Genomic DNA, 26,520 nt, shown 5'->3' on the forward strand with positions numbered 1-26,520 from the left:
AAGCCGCCCGCGCCGGTCCGGCCGGGCGGCCCCCGTCCGCGCACCACCCGAGCATCCAGCCACCCGCGAACACGCCGCGTCCGTAGCTCCGGAGGACTGCTGTGCCCGACCACGAGCCTGTTCACTGCCCGCTGACCACCGCGCAGTTCGGGGTCTGGCTGGCCCAGCGACTCGACCCGGACAACCCGATCTACAACCTGGCCGAGTACGCCGACCTGACCGGCCCGCTCGACCGCGCGGCGTTCGAGGCGGCGCTGCGCCGCACCGTCGCCGACACCGAGGCACTGCGGATTCGGGTCGAGGAACCCGTCGAGGGGCAGCCCGTGCTGTCGGTGTCACCGTCGCTCGACTGGACGCTGCCCGTACTCGACCTGCGCGCCGAGGCCGACCCGTACGCCGCCGCGCTGGACTGGATGCGCTCCGACGCCGCCCGGCCCGTCGACCCGGGGCAGGCGCCGCTGTTCCGGTACGCGCTGTTGCGCCTGGCCGACGACCGGACCCTGTGGTACCAGTGCTACCACCACCTGGCCCTCGACGGGTACGGCATGGTGCTGGTGGCCCGGCGGGTGGCCGAGGTCTACACCGCACTGTGCGGCGGCGACGAGCCCGGCCCGCCCCCGTTCGGGCCGCTGCGGGCACTGGCCGACGCGGAGGCCGACTACCGGGCCGGTGAACGGTTCGACCGCGACCGTCGGTACTGGACCGAGCGGTACGCCGACCAGCCCACCCCGGCCAGCCTCGCCGACCGGCGGCCGGCCACCCCGCGCCGGCTGATCCGGCGTACCGCCGGGCTGGATCCGGCGACGATGGGCCGACTGCGGGCGGCGGCCCGGGCACACGGCGTCGCCGTGCCGGCGATCGTGGTGGCCGCGGTGGCGGCCTACTACCACGGGCTGACCGGCAACGCGGACGTGGTGCTCGCGCTGCCGCTGACCGCCCGGCGGGACGCCGCGGCCCGCAGCACCCCCGGCATGGTCTCGACGATCGCGCCCCTGCGCCTCGCGGTACGCGCCGAGGCCCCCCTCGACGCGCTGGTCGCCGGCGTCTCCCGGGAACTGCACGACGTGCTGCGCCATCAGCGCTACCGGTTCGAGGACCTGCACCGCGACCTGGGCCTGACCGGCGGCGCGTCCGTGCTCGGCCCGCACGTCAACCTCCTGCTCGACGCCGGTCCCGGCGGGGCCGGCACCACGTTCGGCACCGCCACCGGCACCGACCACAACCTCGCCGGCGGCCCGGTCGACGACCTGGCCGTGGTGCTCGACGCCCGACGCGGCGACGCCGACGTCCGGCTGGACCTGGACGCCAACGCCGACCTCTACGCCGACGAGCAGGTCGGCGGGCACGCCGCGCGGCTCGCCGCCTTCCTCGACACGTTCGCCCACGCCGCCGCCGACGCGCCGGACACCCCGGTCGGCCGACTCGACCTGGCCGGCGCCGCCGAGCGCCGGCGGGTGCTGCGCGAGTGGAACGACACGGCCCGGCCGGTGCCGGACGTGCGGCTGCCCGCGCTGATCGAGCAGCAGGTGGCCCGAACCCCGGACGCCCCGGCGGTGACCTGCGGCCCCACCACGCTGACCTACGCCCAGCTCAACGCCGCAGCCAACCGGCTGGCCCGGCTGCTGGTCGCCCGGGGCGCCGGCCCGGAACGGCTGGTCGCGCTGGCGCTGCCCCGGTCGGCGCAGATGATGGTCGCCCTGCTCGCCGTCCTCAAGGCCGGCGCCGGCTACCTGCCGGTCGACCTGCGCTACCCGGCGGACCGGATCGAGTTCATGCTGGCCGACGCCGACCCTCGGCTGGTGCTCACCGTCGGCGACGCCGGTGACGCCCTGCCGGTCGGCGACCCGGACCGGCTGCTGCGACTCGACGAGCCCGTCGTCGCCGCCCTGCTCGCCGGGCAGGACGACACCGACCTGACCGACATCGACCGGCGGCGCCCGCTGCGCGGCGCCCACCCGGCGTACGTCATCTACACCTCCGGCTCCACCGGCCGACCCAAGGGCGTGGTGGTCAGCCACGACAACGCGGTCGACCTGGCCTGCTGGGCGGTCGCGGAGATCGGCCCGGCCGCGCTGTCGCGGGTGCTGGCCAGCACCTCGCTCAACTTCGACGTGTCGGTCTTCGAGATGTTCGGCCCGCTCGCCTGCGGCGGCGAGATCGAGGTGGTCGACGACCTGCTCGCGCTCGCCGAGCGGGCTGACGGCTGGTCCGGCAGCCTGATCAGCGCGGTCCCCTCGGCCTTCGCCCAACTGCTGGCCGGGGGCGCGGTTGAGGCCCGCGCCGACCTGGTGGTGCTCGCCGGTGAGGCGCTGTCGGCCCAGGCGGTGCAGGACATCGACGCCGCGTTGCCGGGTGCGCAAGTGGCGAACATCTACGGCCCGACCGAGGCCACCGTCTACTCCACCGCCTGGTACGGCGGGGACCTGGCCGACGGCGTCGCCCCGCCGATCGGTGCGCCCACCACCAACACCCGCGTGTACGTGCTGGACAGCGCGCTGCGCCCGGTGCCGCCCGGCACCGTCGGGGAGCTGTACCTGGCCGGCGCCGGCCTGGCCCGTGGCTATCTCCACCGGCCACGGCTGTCCGCCGAACGTTTCGTCGCCGACCCGTTCGGCCCGCCCGGCGCCCGCATGTACCGCACCGGCGACCTGGTCCGCTGGCGGGCGGACGGTCACCTCGACTACCTCGGCCGGATCGACCACCAGGTCAAGGTGCGCGGCTACCGGATCGAGCTGGGCGAGATCGAGTCGGTGCTGCTGGCGCACCCGGACGTGGCCCAGGCCGCGGTGGTCGCCCGCGCCGATGGCGGGGTCACCGCCCAGCTCGTCGGATACCTGGTGCCGGCCGACGCCGCGACCGCGCCGACCCCGGCCCAACTGCGCGAGCACGTCGCCGCGGCGCTGCCGGAGTACATGGTGCCGGCGGCGTTCGTGCTGCTGGACGCGTTGCCGCTGAACCCCACCGGCAAGCTGGACCGCCGGGCCCTGCCCGCACCGGACTTCGCGGCGGCGGCCGGCGCCGGACGGGCGGCGGCCGACCCGCGCGAGGAACTGCTGGCCCGGCTCTTCGCCGAGGTGCTGGGGCTGCCCGGCGTCGGCGCCGAGGACAGCTTCTTCGACCTGGGCGGGGACAGCATCGTCTCCATCCAGTTGGTCAGCCGGGCCCGGCAGGCCGGGCTGCGTCTCACCCCGCGCGACGTGTTCACGCACCGCACGGTGGCCGCCCTGGCCCGGGTGGCCGGCGAACTCTCCTCGGCCGAGGCCGAGGACCCGGACGCCGCGCTCGGGGACGTGCCGCTGCCGCCGATCGTCGACTGGCTGCGCGCCCGGGCGGGCACCACCCATTCGGTCGACGACGTCGCGCAGAGCGTCGTCGTGCGTACCCCGGCCGGGCTGCGGGAGGCGGACCTGGTGGCCGGGTTGCAGGCGCTGCTGGACCACCACGACGCCCTGCGACTGACCCTGCATCGCGAGGGCTCGGCGTGGCGGCTGACGGTGCCACCCCGGGGCGCGGTGTCCGCCGCCGACTGCCTGCGCCGGGTCGCCGCCGGGCCGACCGCCGTGACATCCGGCGGGCCGAGCGCCGCCGGTTCGGGCGCGGCGATCGACGCCGCCCGGGCGGACGCCGTGGCGGGCCTGCGGCCGGGCGACGGGCGGCTGGTGCGGGCGGTGTGGGGCGACGCCGGGGCGGAGCACCCCGGCTGGCTGGTGCTCGCCGTCCACCACCTCGCCGTGGACGGCGTGTCCTGGCGGATCCTGCTCGCCGACCTGGCCGCCGCGGTGGCGGCCAGCGCGGCCGGGGAGCCGCCCCGCCTGGCGCCGGTGCCCACCTCGTACCGCACCTGGGCCCGCCGGGTCACCGCTCCGGCGGCGGCGACCGAGCCGGCCGGGTCCGTCGTGGACCCGCCACTCGGGCGGCGCCCGGTCGGCCCGGACGACACCGAGGCGGCGGCCCGCCGCCGGACCGTGGCGCTGCCGGCGGCCCGCACCGAGGCGCTGCTGCGCACCGCCCCACGGTGGCACGCCGGCGTCGACGACCTGCTCCTGGCCGCGCTGGCGGTCAGCGTGGCCGACTGGCGACGCCGCCGCGCCCCCGCTGCCGGCAGCAGCCTGCTGGTCGACGTCGAGAGACACGGCCGCGACGGCCTGGACGGGCTCGACCTGTCCCGGACGGTCGGCTGGTTCACCCGGCTGGCCGCGGAGCGGCTCGACCTCGGCGACCTCGACCCGACCGAGGCCCTCGCGGGCGGCCCGGCCGTCGACCGGGCGGTGAAGCGGATCAAGGAACAGCTGCGGGCCACCACCGTCGCCGGGTCCCCGGCCGCGCAGATCGGCTTCAACTACCTGGGCCGGCTGACCGCCGACGACGGCGCCGACTGGTCGCTGCTCACCGTCGACGGCGAGGTCGCCACCGGTGGGGCGAGCGCGCTCCCGGCGGCCCATCCCCTCGACATCAACGCGATGCTGGTGGACGGGCCGGACGGGCCCCGGCTCACCGCCGAGTGGAGCTGGCCGGACGGGGTGCTCACCGACAGCGACGTGTGGGACCTCGCCGACGGCTGGCTCGCCACTATCGAGGCGATCACGCGGTACGCGACCCGACCCGGCGCCGGCGGTCGTACCCCCTCCGACCTGCCCCTGGTCGAGCTGGACCAGGACGAGGTGGAACGGCTGGAACAGACCTACCCGACGCTGGCCGACGCGCTGCCGCTCGGCCCGCTGCAGGAGGGGCTGCTGTTCCTGTCCGCCTACGACGAGCAGGCCCCGGACATCTACACCGTGCAGTTCGTCTTCGACCTCGACGGCGAGCTGGACGGCGCGCGGCTGCGCGGCGCGGCCCAGGCGCTGCTCGACCGGCACCCCGGACTGCGCGCCGGCTTCACCCACCACGACCTGCGCCGCCCGGTGCAGGTGGTACCGGAAACGGTCGAGGTGGACTGGCGCGACCCGGACCTGACCGGGGTCGCCCCGGCCGACGTGGACACCCGGCTCGCCGAACTGCTCGCCGCCGACCGAGCGGAACGCTTCGACCTGACCCGCCCGCCGCTGCTGCGCTTCACCCTGATCCGGCTGCCCGGCGGACGGCACCGGCTGGTGCTGACCAACCACCACATCCTGCTCGACGGCTGGTCGATGCCGGTGCTCGCCGGGGAACTCTTCGCGCTGTACCGCACGGCCGGCCGTACCGACGCGCTGCCGCCGGTCGCCGACGCGCGGGCGTACCCCGCCTGGCGGGCCCGCCAGGACGTGCCCGCGGCCGAGGCGGCGTGGCGCACGGCGCTGGCCGGCCTGACCGAGCCGACCCTGGTGGCGCCGGCCGCCGCCGAGCGCGGTCCGGTGCCGCCGGCCAAGCTGCTGCGCGAGGTGCCGGCGTCGCTCACCGAGGCCCTGACCGGCGCGGCACGGGCGGCCGGGGTCACCCTCAACACCGTCGTGCAGGGCGCCTGGGCGGTACTCGTCGGCAGCCTCACCGGCCGCGACGACGTGGTCTTCGGCGCCACCGTCGCCGGCCGCCCGGCCGAGCTGCCCGGGGTGGAGACCATGGTCGGCCTGTTCATCAACACCGTGCCGGTACGGGTCCGCCTGGACCCGGCCGAACCGGTCACCACCGTGCTGGCCGGGTTGCAGGAGCGGCAGACCGCGCTGCAACCGCACCAGCACCTCGGCCTGCCCGACATCCAGCGGCTGGCCGGGCACGGCGAACTCTTCGACACCCTGGTGGTCTTCGAGAACTATCCGGTCGACCCGTCCGTGCTCGACCTGGCCGGCACCGGGCTGGCCGTACGCGGGGTGCACGGGCTCGACGCCACCCACTACCCGCTCACCCTGGTGCTGGTCCCCGGCGACCGGCTGGGGCTGCGGCTGGAGTACCGGCCGGACCTGATCGACGAGACCGCCGCCGGGGCGCTGCTGGATCGGATGCACCGGCTGCTGGCCGACATCGCCGCCGAGCCGTCCGCCCCGGTGGGTCGGCTCGACCCGACCACCCCGGCCGAACGCCACCGGGTCCTCGCCGAGTGGAACGGCACCCAGCACCCGGTCGCGGCGGCCACCCTGCCCGACCTGCTGGCCCGGCAGGCCGCCGCCACCCCGGACGCCGTCGCGGTGCTCTTCGAGGGCACCGGCCTGAGCTTCCGTGAGCTGGACGAGGCGAGCAACCGGCTGGCCCGGCTGCTGATCGGCCACGGCGTCGGACCGGAACGGTTCGTCGCCGTGGCGGTGCCCCGCTCGCTCGACCTGGTCGTCGCGCTGTGGGCGGTGCTCAAGGCCGGTGGGGCGTACCTGCCGGTCGACCCGGACTACCCGGCCGACCGGATCGCGTACCTGCTCGATGACGCGCGCCCGGCGCTGCTGCTCACCACCCGGGCCACCGCCGCGCTGGGCGCCGGCCTGGTCCTCGACAGCGACGAGGTACGCCAGACCGTGGCGGACCGCCCCCCGGCGGCGCTGACCGACGCCGACCGGTCCGGGCCGCTGCGCCCGGCCAACCCGGCGTACATGATCTACACCTCCGGCTCGACCGGCCGCCCCAAGGGCGTGGTGGTGCCGCACGCGGGCATCGTCAACCGGCTGGCCTGGATGCAGCACGAGTACCGGCTCACCCCGGCCGACCGGGTGCTGCAGAAGACCCCGTCCGGCTTCGACGTGTCGGTCTGGGAGTTCTTCTGGGCCACCATCGTCGGCGCGACCCTGGTGGTGGCCCGACCCGAGGGGCACAAGGATCCGGCGTACCTGGCCGGGCTGATCCGCGCCGAACGGGTCACCACCCTCCACTTCGTTCCGTCCATGCTGGCCGCGTTCCTGGCCGAGCCGACCGCCGCTGACTGCACGGGCCTGCGGCGGGTGATCTGCAGCGGCGAGGCGCTCCCCGCCGACCTGGCCGAGCGGTTCTTCGCCACCCTCGACCCGGCCGGCGCGCACGGCGTCGGCCTGCACAACCTGTACGGCCCGACCGAGGCGTCGGTCGACGTGACGTACTGGGCGTGCCGGCCGGGGGAGCGGACCGTGCCGATCGGCGCGCCGGTCTGGAACACCCGGCTGTACGTGCTGGACGGGTTCCTCCGGCCGGTGCCGCCCGGCGTGGCCGGCGAGCTTTACCTGGCCGGCGTGCAACTGGCCCGCGGCTACCAGGGCCGGGCCGGGCTCACCGCGCAGCGGTTCGTCGCCGACCCGTTCGCCGCCACGCTGGCCGCCACCGACCCGTCCGTCACACCCGGCGAGCGGATGTACCGGACCGGGGACGTGGTGCGCTGGCGCCCCGATGGGGTGCTGGAATACGTCGGTCGGACCGACCACCAGGTCAAGATCCGCGGGTTCCGGATCGAACTGGGCGAGATCGAGGCGACCATCGCCGAGCACCCGTCGGTGGGGCAGTGCGTGGTCCTCGCCCGGGAGGACCAGCCGGGCGTGAAACGCCTCGTCGCGTACGCCGTACCGGCCGCCGGGCGGCAGGTCGACGCGGCCGTCCTGCGCGCGCACGTCGCCGAACGGCTGCCGGAGTACATGGTCCCGGCGGCGGTGGTGGCCCTCGACGCCCTGCCGGTGACCGCCAACGGCAAGCTCGACCGGGCCGCGCTGCCGGCCCCCGACTTCGCCGAGGCCACCACCGGCGGGCGGGCGGCGTCGACCCCGCGTGAGGAACTGCTCGCCGGTCTCGTCGCCGAGGTGCTCGGGCTGCCCCGGATCGGCGTCGACGACAGCTTCTTCGACCTCGGCGGCGACAGCATCGTCTCCATCCAGCTGGTCAGCCGGGCCCGGCAGGCCGGGCTGGAACTCACCCCGCGCGAGGTGTTCACCCACAAGACTGTCGCCGCGCTGGCTGCGGTGGCCCGGGAGGCGACCGGCACCGCCGCGACCGATCCCGATGCCGGCATCGGCGAGCTGCCGCTGACCCCGATCGCCCACTGGTGGCTGGACCGGGCCGGCCCGCTGGGCGGGTTCCACCAGTCGGTGGTGGCGCCCGCGCCGGCCGGGCTGACCGCCGACCGGCTGCGCGACGCGGTGCAGGCGCTGCTCGACCACCACGACGCGCTGCGGATACGACTGGCCGGCCCGGCCGGACAGCGCCGGCTGGTGATCGGCCCGCGCGGCAGCGTGGCCGCCGCCGACCTGATCACCCACGTACCCGCCACCGGGGATGGTCCCGACCTGGCCGCGCTGGCCGACGCGGCCCGCGCCGACCTGGACCCGCTCGCCGGTCGGATGCTGCGGGTCGTCTGGTGCGACGGCGGCGGCGAGCCGGGACAGCTGCTGATCCTGGCCCACCACCTGGTCGTCGACGGCGTCTCGTGGCGGATTCTGCTGCCCGACCTGACCACCGCCCTCGACGCCGCGCCCGGCACGGCGCCCCGGCTCACCCCGGTCGGCACGTCGCTGCGCGAATGGGCGCAACACCTGGTCCGGGACGCGCACGGCCCGGCCCGGCTCGCCGAGCTGCCACTGTGGACCAAACTGCTCGACCAGGCGGAGCCGGCGTTGGCCCGGCGCCCGCTGGACCCGGCCCGGGACACGGTCGCCACCCTCGCGCAACTGCACGTGGAGCTGCCCGCCCCGCAGACGGAGTCGTTGCTGACCGTCGTGCCGGCGCTGTTCCACGCCCGGGTCGACGATGCGCTGCTGGCGGCGCTGGCCCTCGCGGTGGCGCACCGGCGGCAGCGGCGCGGCCTGGGCGCCGACCCGGCGGTGCTGGTGGACCTGGAGCGGCACGGCCGCGCCGACGACGTACCGGGAATCGACCTGTCCCGCACCGTCGGCTGGTTCACGAGCCTGGCTCCAGTCCGCCTCGATCCGGGGACGGTGGAGTGGGACCAGGTGCGCGACGGCGACGCTGCCGTCGGAAGCGCACTCAAGCGGGTCAAGGAGCAGTTGCGGGCCGCGCCCGACGACGGCCTCGGCTACGGCCTGCTTCGACATCTGAACAGCGAGACCGCGCACGTGCTGGCGGAACTGGCCGAGCCGCAGATCATGTTCAACCACCTCGGCCGGCTGGGCGGCACCGCCGGGCAGTTCGGCGGCGGTGCGGACCCGGCGCAGCCGGTGGCGTACCCGATCGAGGTCACGAGCTGGACCACCGACACCGCCGACGGGCCGCGGCTCACCGCGGTGTGGCGCTGGCCCGGCGGGCTGCTCGACGACACCGACGTCCGTCAGCTCGCCGACGACTGGCGGACCGCCCTGGACGGCATCGTGGCGTACGCGGCGGCCGGCGGCACCGGCGGGCACACCCCGTCCGACCTGACGCTGGCCTCGCTGTCCCAGGACGAGATCGACGAGTTCGAGGACGAACTGGAAGCGGAGTGGGGGTAAACGTGGTGAAGCAGTCACGCGTCGAGGACATCCTGCCGCTGTCACCGTTGCAGCAGGGACTGCTGTTCCACGCGCTGTACGACGGAACGGCGTCGGACCTCTACACCGTCCAGTTCGCGCTGGACCTGACCGGCCCGGTCGACGGCGACCGGATGCGCCGCGCCCTCGGCGCGATCCTGACCCGGCACGCCAACCTGCGGGTCGGCATCCGGCAACGTAAGACCGGCGAATCGGTCGCGGTGGTGCCGCGCGAGGTCGCCCCGGCCTGGCAGGAACACGACCTGACCGGCCATCCGGGCCGCGACGCCGAGGTGGCCCGACTGCTCGCCACCGACCGCGCCGCCGGCTTCGACCTGGCCCGCCCGCCCCTGCTGCGTGCCGCGTTGATCCGGACCGGACCGGAGCGGGCGAAGCTGGTGCTCACCAACCACCACGTGCTGCTCGACGGCTGGTCGATGCCGCTGCTGGCCAAGGAGTTGTTCGCGCACTACGTCGCCGGCGGCCACGACCACACGCTGCCGCCGGTCACCCCGTACCGCGCCTACCTCGGCTGGCTCGACCGGCAGGACCGGGCCGCCGCCGAGGACGCCTGGCGCGGCGCGCTGCGCGGGCTGGCCGGGCCGACCCTGCTCGTACCCGCCGACCCGGCGCGACCCCCGGCCGCCCCCGAACAGCTCGCCGTGGCCCTGCCCGCGCCGCTGACCGCCGGGCTCACCGCCACGGCCCGCAAGCTCGGCGTCACCCTCAACACCGTGATGCAGGGCGCCTGGGCGCTGCTGCTGGGCACCCTCACCGGCGACGACGACCTGGTCTTCGGCGCCACCGTCGCCGGCCGGCCGCCGGAACTGCCCGGCGTCGAGTCGATGCTCGGGCTGTTCATCAACACGGTGCCGGTGCGCATCCGCCTCGACCCGGCCGAGCCCCTGGCCGCCCTGCTGACCCGGGTGCAGGACGAGCAGGCGGCGCTGATGGCCCACCAGCACCTCGGCCTCGCCGAAATCCGCCGGCTGGCCGGCACCGGCGACGGCGACCTGTTCGACACGCTGACCGTCTTCGAGAACTACCCCCTCGACCCGGCCGCGCTGGACCTGCCCGGCACCGGCCTGCGGGTCACCGCCGTCACCGGCCACGACGCCACCCACTACCCGCTCACCCTGGCCGTGCTGCCCGGCGAGCGGCTCACCCTGCGGCTGGACCACCGACCGGACCTGCTGGACGGGCCGGCCGCCCGACGCGTCGCCGACCGCCTGGTCCGCCTGCTCACCACCGTCGCCGACGCGCCACAGACCCCGGTCGCCGCGCTCGACGTGCTCGACGACGCCGAACGCGCCGCCGTCCTCCACACCTGGGCGGCCGGACCGCCGCCCGTGCCGGCGCGCACCTTCCCCGAGGCGTTCGCCGCCCAGGCCGCGGCCCGGCCGCAGGCGCCGGCCCTCATCGGCGACGACGACACCATGTCGTACGCCGAGCTGGACGCCGCCGCCGACCGGCTGGCCCGGCTGCTCGTCGCACACGGCGTCGGCCCCGAACAGGTGGTCGCCCTCGCCCTGCCGCGCAGCCCGGAACTGGTCACCGCCGCGCTCGCGGTCAGCAAGGCCGGCGGCGCCTGGCTGCCGGTCGACCCCGACTATCCGGCCGACCGCATCGCGTTCATGCTCACCGACGCCCGGCCGGTGCTGCTGGCCACGCTGACCGGGATCGACCTGCCCGACACCGACGTGCCCCGGCTGCTGCTCGACGAGCCGTCCACCGTCGCGGCGTGGGCGGCCCGGCCCGCCGGCCCGGTCACTGACGCCGAACGCGTCGCCCCGTTGCGGCCCGAGCACCCCGCGTACCTCATCTACACCTCCGGCTCCACCGGCCGGCCGAAGGGCGTCGTGGTCACCCACGCCGGCCTGGCCAGCTTCACCGCCGCGATCGTGGCCGGCTTCGACGTCAACCCCACCAGCCGGGTGCTGCAGTTCTCCTCGCCCAGCTTCGACGCGTCGGTCCTGGAACTCTGCGCCGCCTTCGGCGCCGGGGCGGCGCTGGTCGTGCCGCCGCCCGGCCCGCTGGTCGGCGACGACCTGGCCGCCGTGCTCACCAGCCAGCAGGTGACCCACGCGCTCATCCCGCCGGCCGCCCTCGCCGGCCTGCCCGACGTGGCGCCGCCGGTGCTGCGCACCCTGATCGTCGGCGGCGACGCCTGCGGTGCGGACCTCGTCGCCCGGTTCGCGCCCGGCCGGCGCATGGTCAACGCGTACGGGCCGACCGAGATCACCGTGGCCGCGACGCTCAGCCGGCCGCTGGTGCCCGGCGCCGGCGCCCCGCCGATCGGCACCCCGGTCGTGGGCGCCCGCGCCTACGTCCTCGACCGGTTCCTGCGCCCGGTGCCGCCCGGCGTGCCGGGGGAGCTGTACGTCGCCGGAACCGGGCTGGCCCGCGGCTACCTGGACCGGCCGGCGCTGACCGCCGAGCGGTTCGTCGCGGACCCGTTCGGTGTCGAGCCCGGCGCGCGGATGTACCGCACCGGCGACCTGGTTCGCTGGCGCGCCGACGGGACGCTGGAGTTCGTCGGCCGGGCCGACGCCCAGGTGAAGATCCGCGGGTTCCGGGTCGAGCCGGGCGAGATCGAGGCCGTGCTGTCCCGCCACCCGGCCGTCGCGCAGGTCGCGGTCCTGGCCCGGGAGGACCAGCCGGGCGTGAAGCGCCTCGTCGGGTACGTCGTGCCGGTCACCGGCGCGCTGGTCGATCCGGCCGCGCTGCGGGCGCACGTCGGCGCCAGCCTGCCCGAGTACATGGTGCCGGCGGCCATCGTGGGCCTCCCGGAGCTGCCGCTGACCCCCAGCGGCAAGCTGGACCGGCGGGCGCTGCCGGCCCTCGGGTTCACCGGCGCGGGCGGTGGCCGGGCCCCGGCCAACGAACGCGAGACGCTGCTCGCCGGGCTGTTCGCCGAGGTCCTCGGGCTGGACGCGGTGGGCGTCGACGAGAGCTTCTTCGACCTCGGTGGCGACAGCATCGTGTCGATCCAACTGGTCAGCCGGGCCCGCAAGGCGGGACTGTCGTTCAACCCGCGGGACGTCTTCATGCACCGCACGGTGGCCGCCCTCGCCGCCGCGGCCACCGACGACGTCGCGCCGGTGGCGGTCGACGACGGCACGGGTGAGGTGCCGCTGACCCCGATCGTGCACTGGCTGCGCGAGCGGGGCGGCCCGATCGAAGGCTTCCACCAGTCGATGCTGGTGAACACCCCCGCCGGGCTGCGCCCGGACCACCTCGTCGCCGCCGTGCAGGCGCTGGTCGACCACCACGACGCGCTGCGGCTGCGGCTGGTCCGCGACGAGCCGGGCGGCTGGCGGCAGGTGATCGGCGAGCGCGGCAGTGTGGCCGCCGCCGAGCTGGTGACCCGCCTCGACGCGACCGGCCTGGACGCCGACGAACTGCGCGGGCTCGTCGAGGAGCAGGCCAAGGCCGTCCAGGCCCGGCTGGCCCCGGGCGACGGGCGGATGCTGCGGGCGATGTGGTTCGACGCCGGGCCCGACCGCCCGGGCCGGCTGCTGCTGGCCCTGCACCACCTGGTCGTCGACGGGGTGTCGTGGCGGATCCTGCTGCCCGACCTGGCCGCCGCCGCGCGGGCCGTCGCCGCCGGACGTACCCCCGAACTGGAACCGGTGCGGACCTCGCTGCGCCGCTTCGCCGGACACCTGGTCGCCGAGGCGGCAAGTCCGGAACGCACCGCCGAACTGGCCGGCTGGCTGGACCGCCTCGCCGCAACCGAGGCCCCGCTCGCGGGACGGCCCCTCGACCCGGCGCGGGACACCGTGGACACCGGCCGGACGCTGACCGTCACCCTGCCCGCGGAGCTCACCGCGCCGCTGCTGACCCGGGTGCCGGCCGCCTTCCACGGCCGGGTCAACGACGTGCTGCTCACCGCGCTCACCCTCGCGGTCACCCGGTGGCGGCACCGGCGCGGCGAGCAGGACGCCACCGGCCTGCTGGTCGACCTGGAAGGCCACGGCCGGGAGGAACTGGCCGCTGGCCTGGACCTGTCCCGCACCGTCGGCTGGTTCACCACCATGTACCCGGTCCGGCTCGACGTCGGCCGGCTCGACCTGACCGAGGCGTTCGCCGGGGGCGCCGCCGCCGGCCGCGCGGTCAAGCGGGTCAAGGAACAGCTGCGCGCGGTGCCGGACAACGGCATCGGGTACGGCCTGCTGCGCTACCTGAACGCCGACACCGCCCGCCGGCTGGCCGACCGGCCCGCCGCGCAGATCGGCTTCAACTACCTCGGCCGGTTCGCCACCGCCGACGGCGCCGACACCGACTGGGCGGTCGCCGCCGACACCCAGGCCCTCGGCGGCGGCGCGGACGGCGCCCTGCCGGTGCCCCACGCCATCGAGGTCAACGCGGTCACCCGGGACCACGCCGACGGCCCCCGCCTGTCGGCGACCTTCTCCTGGCCGCAGAGCCTCCTCGGCGAGGCCGACGTACGCGAGCTGGCCGACGACTGGCTGGACGCGCTGGACGCCCTGGTCGAGCACACCGCGGCCCCCGACGCCGGCGGGCACACCCCGTCCGACCTGCTGCTGCGCCTGTCGCAGGAGGAGATCGAGGCGATCGAGGCCGCCCAGCCGGCCGCGAGTGACCTGCTGCCGCTCTCCACCCTGCAGGAGGGGCTGCTGTTCCACGCCCTGTACGACGGGCCGGACCGCGACGTCTACACCGTGCAGCTCTGCTTCGACCTGGCCGGCGAGCTGGACGCGGTGGCCCTGCGCGCCGCCGCCGACGCCCTGCTGGCCCGGCACGCCAACCTGCGGGCCGCGTTCCGCCAGCGCCCGTCCGGCGAGTCGGTGCAGGTGGTGGTGGACGGGCTGCGCGCCGGCTGGCGGGAGCACGACCTGCGGAAGCTGGCCGACGCCACGCAGGCCGACCGGGTCCGCGAGCTGCTCGCCGCCGACCGGGCCGAAGGCTTCGACCTGACCCGCCCGCCGCTGCTGCGGTTCACCCTGCTTCGCCTGGCCGACACCGCACACCGGCTGGTGCTCACCAACCACCACATCCTGCTGGACGGCTGGTCGGTGCCGACGCTGATGCGCGAGCTGCTGGCCCTGTATGCGGCCGGCGGCGACGACCGGCAGCTGCCCCGGGTGGCGCCCTACCGCGACTACCTGGCCTGGCTCGGCGCCCAGGACCGGGCGACCGCACAGCGGGCCTGGGCCGATGCGCTCGCCGGCCTGGCCGAGCCGACCCTGCTCGCCCCGGCCGACCCGGCGCGCGCCCCGGAGCTGCCCGAGCGGATCACCGTCGACCTGCCGGCCGACCTGACCGCCGCGCTGCAGGCGCAGGCACGCCGGCACGGCGTCACCCTCAACACCATTCTGCAGGGTGCCTGGGGCGTGCTGCTCGGCGCGCTGACCGGCCGCGGTGACGTGGTCTTCGGCGGCACCGTCTCCGGCCGCCCGCCGGAGATCGCCGCGGTGGAGACCATGGTCGGGTTGTTCATCAACACCCTGCCGGTCCGGCTGCGGCTGGACCCGGCCGAGCCGGTCGCCCGGCTGCTGTCGCGCCTGCAGGACCAGCAGTCCGCGCTGATGGCCCACCAGCACCTGCCGCTGACCGAGGTGCAGCAGCTCGCCGGGCACGGTGACCTCTTCGACACCCTGGTGGTGTTCGAGAACTACCCCCTCGACCCGAAGCTGCTCAGCCTGCCCGGCACCGGCCTGCGGCTGACCGGGGTGTCCGGGCGGGACGCCACCCACTACCCGCTCACCGTCACCGCCATCCCCGGCGAGCGGCTGCGGCTGCAACTCGACCACCGCGCCGACCTGTTCCCGGCCGACGCGGCGCAGCGCCTCGCCGACCGGCTGCTGCGGCTGCTCGACAGCGTCGCCGCCGACCTGAACACCCCGGTCGGACGGCTGGACGTCCTCGACCCGGCCGAACGCCGGCTGGTGCTGGCCGACTGGAACGACACCGCCCAGCCCGAGCCGGCGCTGGCCGGCGGGGTGGCCGCCCGGTTCGCCGCGCAGGCCGCCCGCACCCCCAACCAGATCGCCGTACGCGCCGTCGACGGCGCCGCGTTGACCTACCGGGAACTCGACGTCCGCGCCAACCGGCTGGCCCAGCACCTGGTGGCGCTCGGCGTCGCCGTCGAGGACCGGGTCGCCCTGCTGCAGGAACGCTCCATCGACCAGGTGGTGTCGGTACTTGCGATCCTCAAGGCCGGCGCCGCGTACGTCCCGCTGGACCCGCGCTACCCGGCGCACCGGCTGACCCACATCGCCACCGACACCGCCAGCTCGGTCCTGCTCACCGACCGGGCCATGACCCACCTGCGGTTCGACCACGACCTGACGGTGGTGACCGTCGACGGCGACGCCGCCGCCGAGATCGCCGCCGGACCGGACGCCGACCCGGCCCGGCCCGCCCACCCCCCACAGCTCGCCTACGTCATGTACACCTCCGGGTCGACCGGCACCCCCAAGGGCGTCATGGTCACCCACCACGACGTGCTCAGCCTCGCCGCCGACCGGGCCTGGCGCACCGACCGGCAGCGCCGGGTGCTGCTGCACTCGCCGCTGGCCTTCGACGCCTCCACGTACGAGCTGTGGGTGCCACTGCTCGGCGGCGGCGAACTCGTCGTGGCCCCGCCCGGCGAGCTGAGCATGGACGACCTGCGCACCGTCCTCACCGGCGGTCAGGTCACCGCGCTGTGGCTGACCGCCGGCCTGTTCCGGCTGCTGGCCGAGGAGACCCCGGAGGCGTTCGCCCGGATCCGGGAGGTCTGGACCGGCGGCGACGTGGTGCCCGCGCCGATGGTGCGCCGGGTGCTGGCCGCCTGCCCCGGCCTCGTGGTCGGCGACGGCTACGGCCCCACCGAGACCACCACCTTCGCCTCCCACCACCTGATGCACACCGTGGCCGAAGTGCCCGACTCGGTGCCGATCGGCCGGCCGCTGGACAACATGCGGCTGTACGTGCTGGACGACTACCTGCGCCCCACCCCGCCCGGGGTGGCCGGTGAGCTGTACATCGCCGGCGCCGGCCTGTCCCGTGGCTACCTGAACCGGCCCCGGCTGACCGCCGAGCGGTTCGTCGCCGACCCGTTCGCCGCCGGCTCCCGGATGTACCGCACCGGTGACGTGGTTCGCTGGCGGCCCGACGGCACGCTCGAATTCGTCGGCCGTGCCGACGAGCAGGTGAAGATCCGCGGGTTCCGCATCGAACTCGGCGAGATCGAGGCGGTGCTGGCCCGCGACCCCGGCCTCGGCCAGGTCGCCGTGGTGGTCCGCGAGGACCGGCCCGGCGACAAACGCCTCGTCGCCTACGTCGTACCGGCCACCGACGCGGCGGCGCCCGACCCGGCCGCGCTGCGCGCACACGCCGCGCAGGTACTGCCCGAGTACATGGTCCCCGCCGCGGTGATGGTGCTGGACACCCTGCCGCTGACCGGCAACGGCAAGGTCGACCGGCGGGCCCTGCCGGCCCCCGACTACGCGGCCGGCTCCACCCGCCGGGCACCGCGCACCCCGACCGAGGAGACGCTCTGCGCGCTCTTCGCCGACGTGCTCGGCCTGCCCGAGGTCGGCATCGAGGACAGCTTCTTCGCCCTCGGCGGCCACTCCCTGCTCGCCACCCGCCTGGTCAGCCGGATCCGCACCGCGCTGAACGCCGAACTGGCCATCCGGGACCTGTTCGAGTCGCCCACCGTGGCGGGGCTCGCCGCCCGGCTCGGCGGCGCGAAGCAGGCCCGCCGGGCGTTGGAGCCGATGCCCCGCCCGGAGCGGATCCCGCTGTCGTACGCGCAGAACCGGCTCTGGTTCATCAACCGGCTCTCCGGCGCCGACTCGCCGTACAAGATCCCGATCCTGCTGCGGCTGACCGGCGAGCTGGACGTGGCCGCGCTGCGCGCCGCGCTGCGGGACGTGCTCGACCGCCACGAGAGCCTGCGCACGATCTACCCGGACGCCGACGGCGACCCGTACCAGGTGATCCTGGACGCCGAGGCGGCCTGCCCGCCGATCACCGTGGAGACCGTCGAGCCGGCGCAGGTCCGTGAGCTGATGCTCGCCGAGACCCGGCGCGGGTTCGACCTGGCCGTCGACCCGCCGCTGCGGGCCCGGCTGTTCGCCCTCACCGCCGCCGACCAGCCGGCCGGCGAGTACTTCCTGCTGCTCGTGCTGCACCACATCGCCGGTGACGGCTGGTCGATGGCCCCGCTGGGCCGGGACTTCTCCACCGCGTACGCCGCCCGGGTCGCCGGGCGGGCGCCGGCGTTCACCCCGCTGCCCGTGCAGTACGCCGACTACGCCCTCTGGCAGCGTGCGGTGCTCGGCGACGAGTCCGACCCGGACAGCGAGATCGCCCAGCAGGTGCGGTTCTGGCGGGACGCGCTGGCCGGCGCCCCGGACGAGCTGACCCTGCCGGCCGACCGGCCCCGCCCGCCCGTCGCCAGCCACCAGGGCGGCATGCTGAGCTTCGCCATCGAACCGGCCCTGCACGAGCGGCTCAACGCGCTGGTGCACGCCACCGGGGCCAGCCTGTTCATGGTGTGCCAGGCGGCGCTGGCCGCCCTGCTCACCCGGCTCGGCGTCGGCACCGACGTGCCGATCGGCAGCCCGATTGCCGGACGCACCGACGACGCGCTCGACGAACTGGTCGGCATGTTCGTCAACACCCTGGTGCTGCGCACCGACACCGCCGGCAATCCGACCTTCCGGCAGCTGCTGGACCGGGTCCGCGAGGCCGACCTGACTGCGTACTCGCACCAGGACACCCCGTTCGAACGGCTGGTCGAGGTGCTCAACCCGCCCCGGTCGATGGCCCGCAACCCGCTGTTCCAGGTCATGCTGGTGCTGCAGAACAACGCCACGGTCGACCTGGACCTGCCCGGCCTGCGGGTCGCCGTCGACAACGTCGGCGCGCACGCCGCCCAGTTCGACCTGTCCATCGACCTCACCGAACGGCCGGCGGCCGGCGAACCGGGCTCGGCCGGCGCCACCGGCATCGACGGGCGGCTCGACTACAGCCGGGACCTGTTCGACGAGGACACCGCCGAGCGGATCCTCGCCGGGTTCGTCCGGATGCTGGAGGCCGCTGTCGCCACCCCCGACGCCCCGATCGGCGCGGTCGACGTGGTCGGCCGGGCGGACCGGCGGCGGATGCTGCACGACTGGAACGCCACCGGCCGGCCGCTGCCCGACGAGGACCCGGTGACCCTGATTCGGGCGGTGGCCGCGCAACGGCCCGACGCGGTCGCGGTGACCGACCCACGGCAGACCCTTACCTACGCCACGCTGACGGGCCGGTCCGACGAACTGGCTGCCCGGCTGCGGGCCGCCGGTTTCGGGCGGGGCTCCCTGGCCGCGCTGCTCACCGACCGGGGCGCCGACGCGATCACCGGGGTGCTGGCCGCGCTCAGCACCGACGGCGCGTACCTGCCGTTGGACCCGCGCTCGCCGGTGGCCCGCAACGCCGACCTGCTGGTCGACAGCGGCACCCGCTGGCTGCTGGTCGACCAGGCGCACGAGGCGTTGGCCGCCGAGGTGGTCGCCGCCGCCGGCGTCCCGGTCACCGTCCTGCCGCTGACCTCGGCCGGCCTGCCGGCCACCCCGGCGCCGCTGGTCGCCGGCCTGGCCGACCTGGCGTACGTCATCTTCACCTCCGGTTCCACCGGCCGGCCCAAGGGCGCGATGGTGCACCGGCGGGGGATGCTCAACCACCTGCTGGCCAAGGTGGAGGACCTGGACCTCACCGACGCGGACGTGGTGGTGCAGAACGCCGCGCTCACCTTCGACGTCTCGGTCTGGCAGATGCTCTCCTCGCTGGTCACCGGCGGCAGCGTCGACGTGGTCGACGACGACACCGCGCTGGACCCGGCCGCCCTGTTCGGCCGGGTGGAACGCCACGGGGTGACCATCCTCGAGGTGGTGCCGTCGCTGCTGCGTACCGCCCTGGACGCCTGGGACGCCGGCGCGCCCGTGCCCGAGCTGGCGCGGCTGCGCTGGCTGATGGTCACCGGCGAGGCGCTGCCACCGCAGCTCTGCGACCGCTGGCTGGCCCGGTACCCGCGGATCCCGCTGATGAACGCGTACGGCCCGACCGAGTGCTCCGACGACGTCACGCACGCGATCATCGCCACCCCCGCCGACGCCGACGGTGACCGGGTGCCGATCGGCCGGGCCATCCGCAACACCCAGCTGTACGTCCTGGACGCCAATCTGCAACCCGTGCCGCCCGGGGTGCCCGGCGAGCTGTGCGTGGGCGGCGTCGGCGTCGGCTTCGGCTACCTGGGCGACCCACGGCGCACCGCCACCGTCTTCGTCGCCGACCCGTACGCCGAACGGCCCGGCGCCCGCCTCTACCGCACCGGCGACCGGGTCCGCTACCGCCCCGACGGCCAACTGGAGTTCCTCGGCCGCAACGACGACCAGGTCAAGATCCGCGGCCAGCGGATCGAGCTGGGCGAGGTCGAGGCGGCGCTGCGCGCCGCGGCCGGGGTCACCGCCGCCGCCGTGGCGGTCAACACCGACCCGGCCGGCACCAACCGCCTCGTCGGGTACGTCGTCGGCGACGCCGACCCGGAGGCGGTCCGCGACCACGTCGCCGCCCGGCTGCCGGACGCCATGGTGCCTGCGGTGGTGGTCCGGCTGGACGCCCTGCCGTTGAGCAAGAACGGCAAGGTCGACCGCAAGGCGCTACCCGCCGTGGACTTCGGCGCAGGCGGCGGCCGGGCCGCCCGCACCCCGCAGGAGGAACTGCTCTGCGGCGTCTTCGCCGACGTGCTCGGCGTCGAACGGGTCGGCGCGGACGACGACTTCTTCGCCCTCGGCGGCCACTCGCTGCTGGCCACCCGCATCGTCAACCGGATCCGCGCGGTCTTCGGCGTGGAACTGCCGATCCGGGCGGTCTTCGAGACCCCGACCGTCGCCGGGCTGGCCGCCCGGCTGCTGGCCGGCGACGACAGCCGCCCGCCGCTGCGTCCCGGCCCCCGCCCGCAGCTGGTGCCCGTCTCCTACGCCCAACGCCGGCTGTGGTTCCTCAACCGCTTCGACGACTCCGACATCAGCTACAACGTGCCGCTGGCGCTGCGGCTGCACGGCGACGTGGACCGGGCCGCGCTGCACGCCGCGCTGGCCGACGTGACGGCCCGGCACGAGACGCTGCGCACCGTCTTCGGCGAGGTCGACGGCGAGCCGTACCAGCGGGTCCTCGCCCCGGCGGCGGCCGTGCCGGTGCTGGTCGAGCACGCCGTCACCGAGGCGGAACTGCCGGCCGCGCTGGCCGCCGCGATCGGGCACCGGTTCGACCTGGCCGGCGAACCGCCGCTGCGCGCCGACCTGTTCCGCCTCGCCGACGACGAGCACGTCCTGCTGCTGCTCATGCACCACATCGCCAGCGACGGGCAGTCGGCCGGGCCGCTCTCGACCGACCTGGCCGCCGCGTACACCGCCCGGCGGGCCGGCCGCGCGCCGGACCTGCCCGCCCTGCCCGTCCAGTACGCCGACTTCGCGCTCTGGCAGCGCGCGGTGCTCGGCGACGAGGCCGACCCGGACAGCCTGGCCAGCCGGCAGACCGGCTACTGGGCGCAGACCCTCGCCGGGCTGCCCGAGCAGCTGGAACTGCCCTTCGACCGGCCCCGCCCGGCGGTGTCCAGCCGGCGCGGCGGCAGCGTCACCTTCGACGTGCCCGCCGAGCTGCACGCCCGGCTGACCGGCCTGGCCCGCCAGCGGCAGGCGAGCCTGTTCATGGTGGCCCAGGCCGCCCTGGCCGCCCTGCTCACCCGCCTCGGCGCCGGCGAGGACATCCCGCTGGGCACCCCGATCGCCGGCCGCGTCGACGAGGCCGTCGACGGCCTGATCGGCTTCTTCGTCAACACCCTGGTGCTGCGCACCGACACCACCGGCGACCCCACCTTCGGCCAGCTGCTCGACCGGGTCCGCGCCACCGACCTGGCCGCGTACGCCCACGCGGACGTGCCGTTCGAACGGCTGGTCGAGGTGCTCAACCCGGCCCGGTCGGTGGCCCGGCACCCGCTGTTCCAGGTCGTGCTGGCGGTGCACAACCACGCCCGCCTCGACGTGGAACTGCCCGGCCTGACCATGTCCGGGCTGCCGGCAGGCACCGGCGGGGCCAAGTTCGACCTCAACGTCAGCCTCGCCGAACGGCGGGACGACGGGGGCGACCCCGCCGGGCTGGCCGGCCGGATCGAATACAGCACCGACCTGTTCGACCACCACACCGTCGAGCGGATCGCCGACCGGCTGCTCACCATGCTCACCGCCCTCGCCGCCGACCCGGACCAGCCGATCGGCTCGGTGGACCTGCTCACCGAGGCCGAACGCGAGCGGGTGCTGGTCACCTGGAACGACACCTTCGCCCCGGTGCCGGCGGCCACCCTGCCGGAACTGTTCGCCGCGCAGGTCGCCCGCACCCCGGACGCGCCGGCCCTGGTCGACGCCGGCACCGAGCTGACCTACGCCGAGCTGGACGCGTACACCAACCGGCTGGCCCGGCTGCTCGTCGAACGCGGCGTCGGCCCGGAGCGGTTCGTCGCGGTGGCGTTGCCCCGCTCGGCCCGGCTGGTCTGCTGGCTGCTCGCGGTCCTCAAGGCCGGCGGCGCGTACGTGCCGGTCGACCCGGGCTACCCGGCCGACCGGATCGCCTTCATGCTCGCCGACACCGCGCCGGCGCTGCTGCTCAGCGACACGGCCACCGCCGCCGAACTGCCGGCGGTCGAGCTGCCGAGGCTGCTGGTCGACGGGTGCGACCCGGACGGCTTCGCCGCCGCACCGGTCACCGACACCGACCGGGCCGCCCCGCTGCGACTCAATAACCCGGCGTACGTCATCTACACCTCCGGCTCCACCGGCCGACCCAAGGGAGTGGTGATCGAACACCGTTCGTTCACCGACTACCTCACCTTCGCCGGCGGCGACTACCAGGGCGTACGCGGCAGTGCGCTGCTGCACTCGTCGGTGTCGTTCGACCTGAGCGTCACCGGCATGTGGGTGCCGCTGACCGTCGGCGGCACCGTGCACGTCGCCGGCCTCGACGACGACCCGGCCACCCGGGACCGGCTGACCCGGCACGCCTGCACCTTCCTCAAGGCCACCCCCAGCCACCTGCCGCTGCTGGCCGCGTTGCCGGACGACTACGCCCCGACCGCCGAACTGCTGCTCGGCGGGGAGCTGCTGCTCGGCGAGGTGGTCGACGAGTGGCGCCGCGAGCACCCGGGCGTGGCCGTGTACAACATGTACGGCCCGACCGAGACCACGGTCAACTGCACCGAACACCGGATCGAACCGGGCGCGGCGATCCCGCCGGGCCCGCTGCCGATCGGCGGCCCGCTGGCCAACACCCGGCTGTACGTGCTCGACCCCCGGCTGCGGCCGGTGCCGCCCGGCGTGCCCGGCGAGCTGTACGTCGCCGGCGGTGGCCTGGCCCGCGGCTACCTGACCCGGCCGGGCCAGACCGCCGGGAAGTTCGTGGCCGACCCGTTCGGCGCACCCGGCACCCGGATGTACCGCACCGGCGACATCGTGCGCTGGACCGACACCGGCGAGCTGATGTTCCTGCGCCGGGTCGACGACCAGGTCAAGCTGCGCGGCTTCCGGATCGAGCTGGGCGAGATCGAGGCGGTGCTGGCCGGCCACGAGGACGTGGCGCGCTGCACGGTGATCGTCCGCGAGGACCGCCCCGGCGACCAGCGGCTCGTCGGCTACGTCGTACCGGCGCCCGGCCGGGCCCCGCAGCCGGCGCAACTGCGGGCCGCGGTGGCCGCGGCGATGCCCGAGTACATGGTGCCGGCGGCTGTGGTGGTCCTCGACGACCTGCCGCTGACTCCCAACGGCAAGCTGAACCGGGGCGCCCTGCCGGTGCCCGACGCCGCCGCCACCGGGGCCGGCACGCAGCGGCGGGCCCCGCGCAGCCACCGGGAGCGGGTGCTGTGCGGCCTGTTCGCCGAGGTGCTCGGGGTGCCCGAGGTGGGCATCGACGACGGCTTCTTCGACCTCGGCGGGCACTCCCTGCTGGCCACCCGGCTGATCAGCCGGGTCCGCGCCACCTTCGAGGTGGACCTGGCGATCCGTACCCTGTTCGAGGCGCCGACGGTGGCCGAGCTGGCCGACCGGCTCGACACCGCCGACGACGGTCGGGGCGCGTTCGAGGTGCTGCTGCCGCTGCGCCGGCACGGCTCCCGGCCGCCGCTGTTCTGCGTCCACCCGGCCAGCGGCTTCAGCTGGTCCTACTCGGGCCTGATGGGGCACCTCACCGACCGGCCCATCTACGGCCTCCAGTCGCGGGGTCTGGCCGAGCGCGACGAGCTGCCCGGCGACGTCGGGCAGATCGCCGAGGACTACCTGGCCCGGATCCGGGCGATCCAGCCGGTCGGCCCGTACCACCTGCTGGGCTGGTCGTTCGGCGGGCTGATTGCCCACGAGATCGCCGCCCGGCTGCGCGCCGACGGCGAAGAGGTGGCGCTGCTGGCGCTGCTGGACTCGTTCCCGAAGTCCGAGGCGGAACGCGCCGAACCAGCCATCCTCAACCGCACCGAGTTCCTGGCCGGCATGCTGCAACTGGCCGGCTACCCGGCCGACGCCGCCGACGCCCAGCCGGTCGACGAGAAGGCCCAGCCGGTTGACGAGGAGCGGGTCGCCGAACTGCTCAGCCGCAACGAGGGCGTCCTCGGCCGGCTGGAGGCCCGACACGTCACCGCCCTGTACGAGGTGTTCGCCAACAACTCCCGGCTGGCCCGGCAGCACCGGCCGGGGCACGTCGACCTCGACGCGCTGCTGTTCGTCGCCACCCGGGACCGGACGCCCGACACCGACCCGGTGGCGGCCTGGCGGCCACACCTGTCCGGCACGGTGCAGACGCACGACGTCGACTGCCAGCACAACGACATGACCCAGCCGGAACCACTGGCCGCCATCGGCCGGGTGCTGGCCGAGCGGCTGGGCGCGACCGACACCGAGCGAAAGGAAGAACCGCGATGAGCAGCAACCCGTTCGAGAACGACGAGGGCCGGTACGTGGTGCTGGTCAACGACGAGGGACAGCACTCGCTGTGGCCGTCGTTCGTGCCGGTGCCCGAGGGCTGGCACACCGCCTTCGGCGACGACAGCCGGCAGGCCTGCCTCGACTACGTCGAGCGCGAGTGGACCGACATGCGCCCGAAGACCCTGATCGCCGCGATGGCCGCCGACGGCGCCGGCGCGGACCGCTAGGAGGACCTGATGGAGCAGCGCACCGCGCTGGTCACCGGCGGCTCGCGCGGCATCGGCCGCGCGGTGGCGCTGCGGCTGGCCGAGGACGGGTACGACGTGGCGTTCTGCTACCGCAGCGGCGGCGACGCGGCGGCGGAGACCGCCGACGCGGTCAAGCAGCGGGGTGTCCGCTGCTTCCACGCCCCCTGCGACGTGGCCGACCCGGACGCGGTGACCGAGTTCGTCGCCGCCGCCGAGACGGACCTCGGCCCGGTGGACGTGCTGGTCAACAGCGCCGGCATCGTCCGGGACAAGCCGCTGGTGCTGATGCCGTTCGCCGACTGGGCGGCGGTGGTGGACACCAACCTCACCGGCACCTACAACTTCTGCCGGGCGGTGGCGTTCAACTACATGAAGCGCAAACGCGGCACCGTGATCAACATGTCCTCGGTCGCCGGGGTGTACGGCAACGCCACCCAGGCCAACTACTCGGCCAGCAAGGGCGGCATCAACGCGATGAGCCGGGCCCTGGCCAAGGAACTCGGCCCGTACGGCATCCGGGTGAACGTGGTGGCGCCCGGCTTCATCGAGACGGACATGACCGCCGCCCTGCCCGAGAAGGCCCGCGCGAAGGCCGTCGGCATGATCCCGCTGCGCCGGCTCGGCCAGCCGGCCGACGTGGCGGAACTGGTCTCCTTCCTGGCCTCCGACCGGGCCGCCTACATCACCGGCCAGGTCCTGCAGGTCGACGGCGGGATCGTCCTCTGAAGCCCGAGCCGACCCTGAGCCGGCCTCGAGCCGACGCCGCTGCAATGCGGACAGCGAATTGGAGAGGAGGACCATGAGCCGCAGCTTCGCCGCCCCACTGGACGCGGTCGACCAGGTGGACCCGACCGCCGACGGCATCACCGCGACCAAGCGGATCGTGGCCACCGACCCGTACCTGGAGGGCCACTATCCCGGCTTCCCCATCTACCCCGGCGTGTTCACCCTGGAATCGGTCTACCAGGCGGCCCGCCGGGCCGTCGAGGACGGCCGAGGCCCGCACGTCCGGGTGGAGCTGGCCGCGGTGCGCTCGGTGCGGTTCAAGGCGCCGCTGCTGCCCGGCGACGTCCTCACCGTCGACTGCCGGCTGACCGACGACCCGAACGACCCGCGGCGGGTCCGGGCGGTCGCCGACTGCCGCCGCGGCGACGGCGCGGCCAGCGCGAAGGTCACCCTGGAACTGCGCGTGCTGCGGGAGGCGGCCGATGCTTGAGTACGCCGACCTCACCGCGATCCTGCCGCACCGCCACCCGATCCTGCAGGTGGACCGGGTCCTTGAGGTGGAGCCCGGCCGCCGCATCGTGGCGACCAAGGCGGTCAGCGGCGCCGAGCCGTGCTTCGCCGGTCTCGCCGACGGCCTGCCGCAGTCCGCGTACGCCTATCCGGCGTCGCTGATCGTGGAGTCGCTCGGGCAGGCCGGGGCGGTGCTCTGGCTGCTCACCGCCCGAGCCGCCGGTGAGACCACCGACGGCACCCTCGTGTTCGGCGCGGCCCGGGACTTCGAGTTTCTCGGCGCCGCGTACCCGGGCGACGTCATGCGCCACGAGGTGATCGTGGAGTCGCTCAAAACCAACAGCGCGGTCATGCGCGGCGAGACCCGGGTCGGTGAGCGGCTGATCGCCGTCGTCGGCTCGATGCTCGCGGTCGCCCGGCCGGACACCGAACTCGCCGGGCCGACCGGCTGAGCCAGCAACCCCACCCCACAGAAAGGCAGACAACACGATGACTCAGGTCATGAGCAACCGGATGAACGAGTTGCGCGAGGTCGTCGCCGAGGTGCTCGAGGTCGAGCCCGAGGAGATCACCGAAACCAGCCACTTCGTCGACGACCACGACGCGGACTCGCTGCGGGCCATCGAGATCCTGGCCCGGCTGGAGAAGCTGTACAAGATCGAGATCCCGCAGACCGAGCTGCCCAAGATGGAGAACCTGCGCGCCGTATACGACGTCGTCAAGCAGTACGCCGGCTGGCAGGACTGACCCACA

At 75.2% G+C, this 26,520-nt stretch carries 7 protein-coding genes; all 7 read left to right on the forward strand.

Annotated elements, in window-relative coordinates; all coding sequences use genetic code 11:
* Window positions 1–101: 101 nt before the first annotated feature.
* Window positions 102–9,305, forward strand: coding sequence for an amino acid adenylation domain-containing protein (locus AB0C02_RS21520; RefSeq protein ID WP_357550465.1), 9,204 nt, complete (start codon window positions 102–104; stop codon window positions 9,303–9,305).
* A 5-nt stretch (window positions 9,306–9,310) separates the two neighbouring features.
* Window positions 9,311–24,280 carry an amino acid adenylation domain-containing protein gene (locus AB0C02_RS21525; protein WP_357550466.1) on the forward strand — a complete coding sequence of 4,990 codons (14,970 nt, stop codon included), beginning with the start codon at window positions 9,311–9,313 and terminating at the stop codon, window positions 24,278–24,280.
* On the forward strand, window positions 24,277–24,510 hold the full coding sequence (locus AB0C02_RS21530; protein ID WP_357550467.1) for an MbtH family protein: 234 nt from the start codon (window positions 24,277–24,279) through the stop codon (window positions 24,508–24,510). Before AB0C02_RS21525 ends, AB0C02_RS21530 begins: the two co-directional genes overlap by 4 nt.
* A 9-nt stretch (window positions 24,511–24,519) precedes the next feature.
* A complete protein-coding gene (gene fabG / locus AB0C02_RS21535) occupies window positions 24,520–25,257 on the forward strand; it encodes a 3-oxoacyl-[acyl-carrier-protein] reductase (protein WP_357550468.1) in 738 nt (245 codons plus the stop codon).
* Between the two features lie 73 nt (window positions 25,258–25,330).
* Window positions 25,331–25,747, forward strand: coding sequence for a hypothetical protein (locus tag AB0C02_RS21540; protein ID WP_357550469.1), 417 nt, complete (start codon window positions 25,331–25,333; stop codon window positions 25,745–25,747).
* The gene (locus tag AB0C02_RS21545; RefSeq protein WP_357550470.1) at window positions 25,740–26,219 is read left to right on the forward strand and encodes a 3-hydroxyacyl-ACP dehydratase FabZ family protein; all 480 of its coding nucleotides are present in this window, start codon (window positions 25,740–25,742) and stop codon (window positions 26,217–26,219) included. The genes AB0C02_RS21540 and AB0C02_RS21545 overlap by 8 nt, the downstream gene beginning before the upstream one ends.
* Window positions 26,220–26,268: 49 nt before the next feature.
* Window positions 26,269–26,514, forward strand: a complete 246-nt coding sequence (locus AB0C02_RS21550) for an acyl carrier protein (RefSeq protein ID WP_357550471.1) — start codon at window positions 26,269–26,271, stop codon at window positions 26,512–26,514.
* The last annotated feature ends 6 nt before the right edge of the window (window positions 26,515–26,520 follow it).

The sequence above is a fragment of the Micromonospora sp. NPDC048999 genome (assembly GCF_040649295.1).
Taxonomy (GTDB): Bacteria; Actinomycetota; Actinomycetes; order Mycobacteriales; family Micromonosporaceae; genus Micromonospora.

Bases quoted from the DNA above. Each gene is read 5' to 3' on its own strand.
- AB0C02_RS21545 (WP_357550470.1), top strand. From the start codon at position 25,740: ATGCTTGAGTACGCCGACCTCACCGCGATCCTGCCGCACCGCCACCCG.
- fabG (WP_357550468.1), top strand. From the start codon at position 24,520: ATGGAGCAGCGCACCGCGCTGGTCACCGGCGGCTCGCGCGGCATCGGC.
- AB0C02_RS21540 (WP_357550469.1), top strand. From the start codon at position 25,331: ATGAGCCGCAGCTTCGCCGCCCCACTGGACGCGGTCGACCAGGTGGAC.
- AB0C02_RS21550 (WP_357550471.1), top strand. From the start codon at position 26,269: ATGAGCAACCGGATGAACGAGTTGCGCGAGGTCGTCGCCGAGGTGCTC.
- AB0C02_RS21530 (WP_357550467.1), top strand. From the start codon at position 24,277: ATGAGCAGCAACCCGTTCGAGAACGACGAGGGCCGGTACGTGGTGCTG.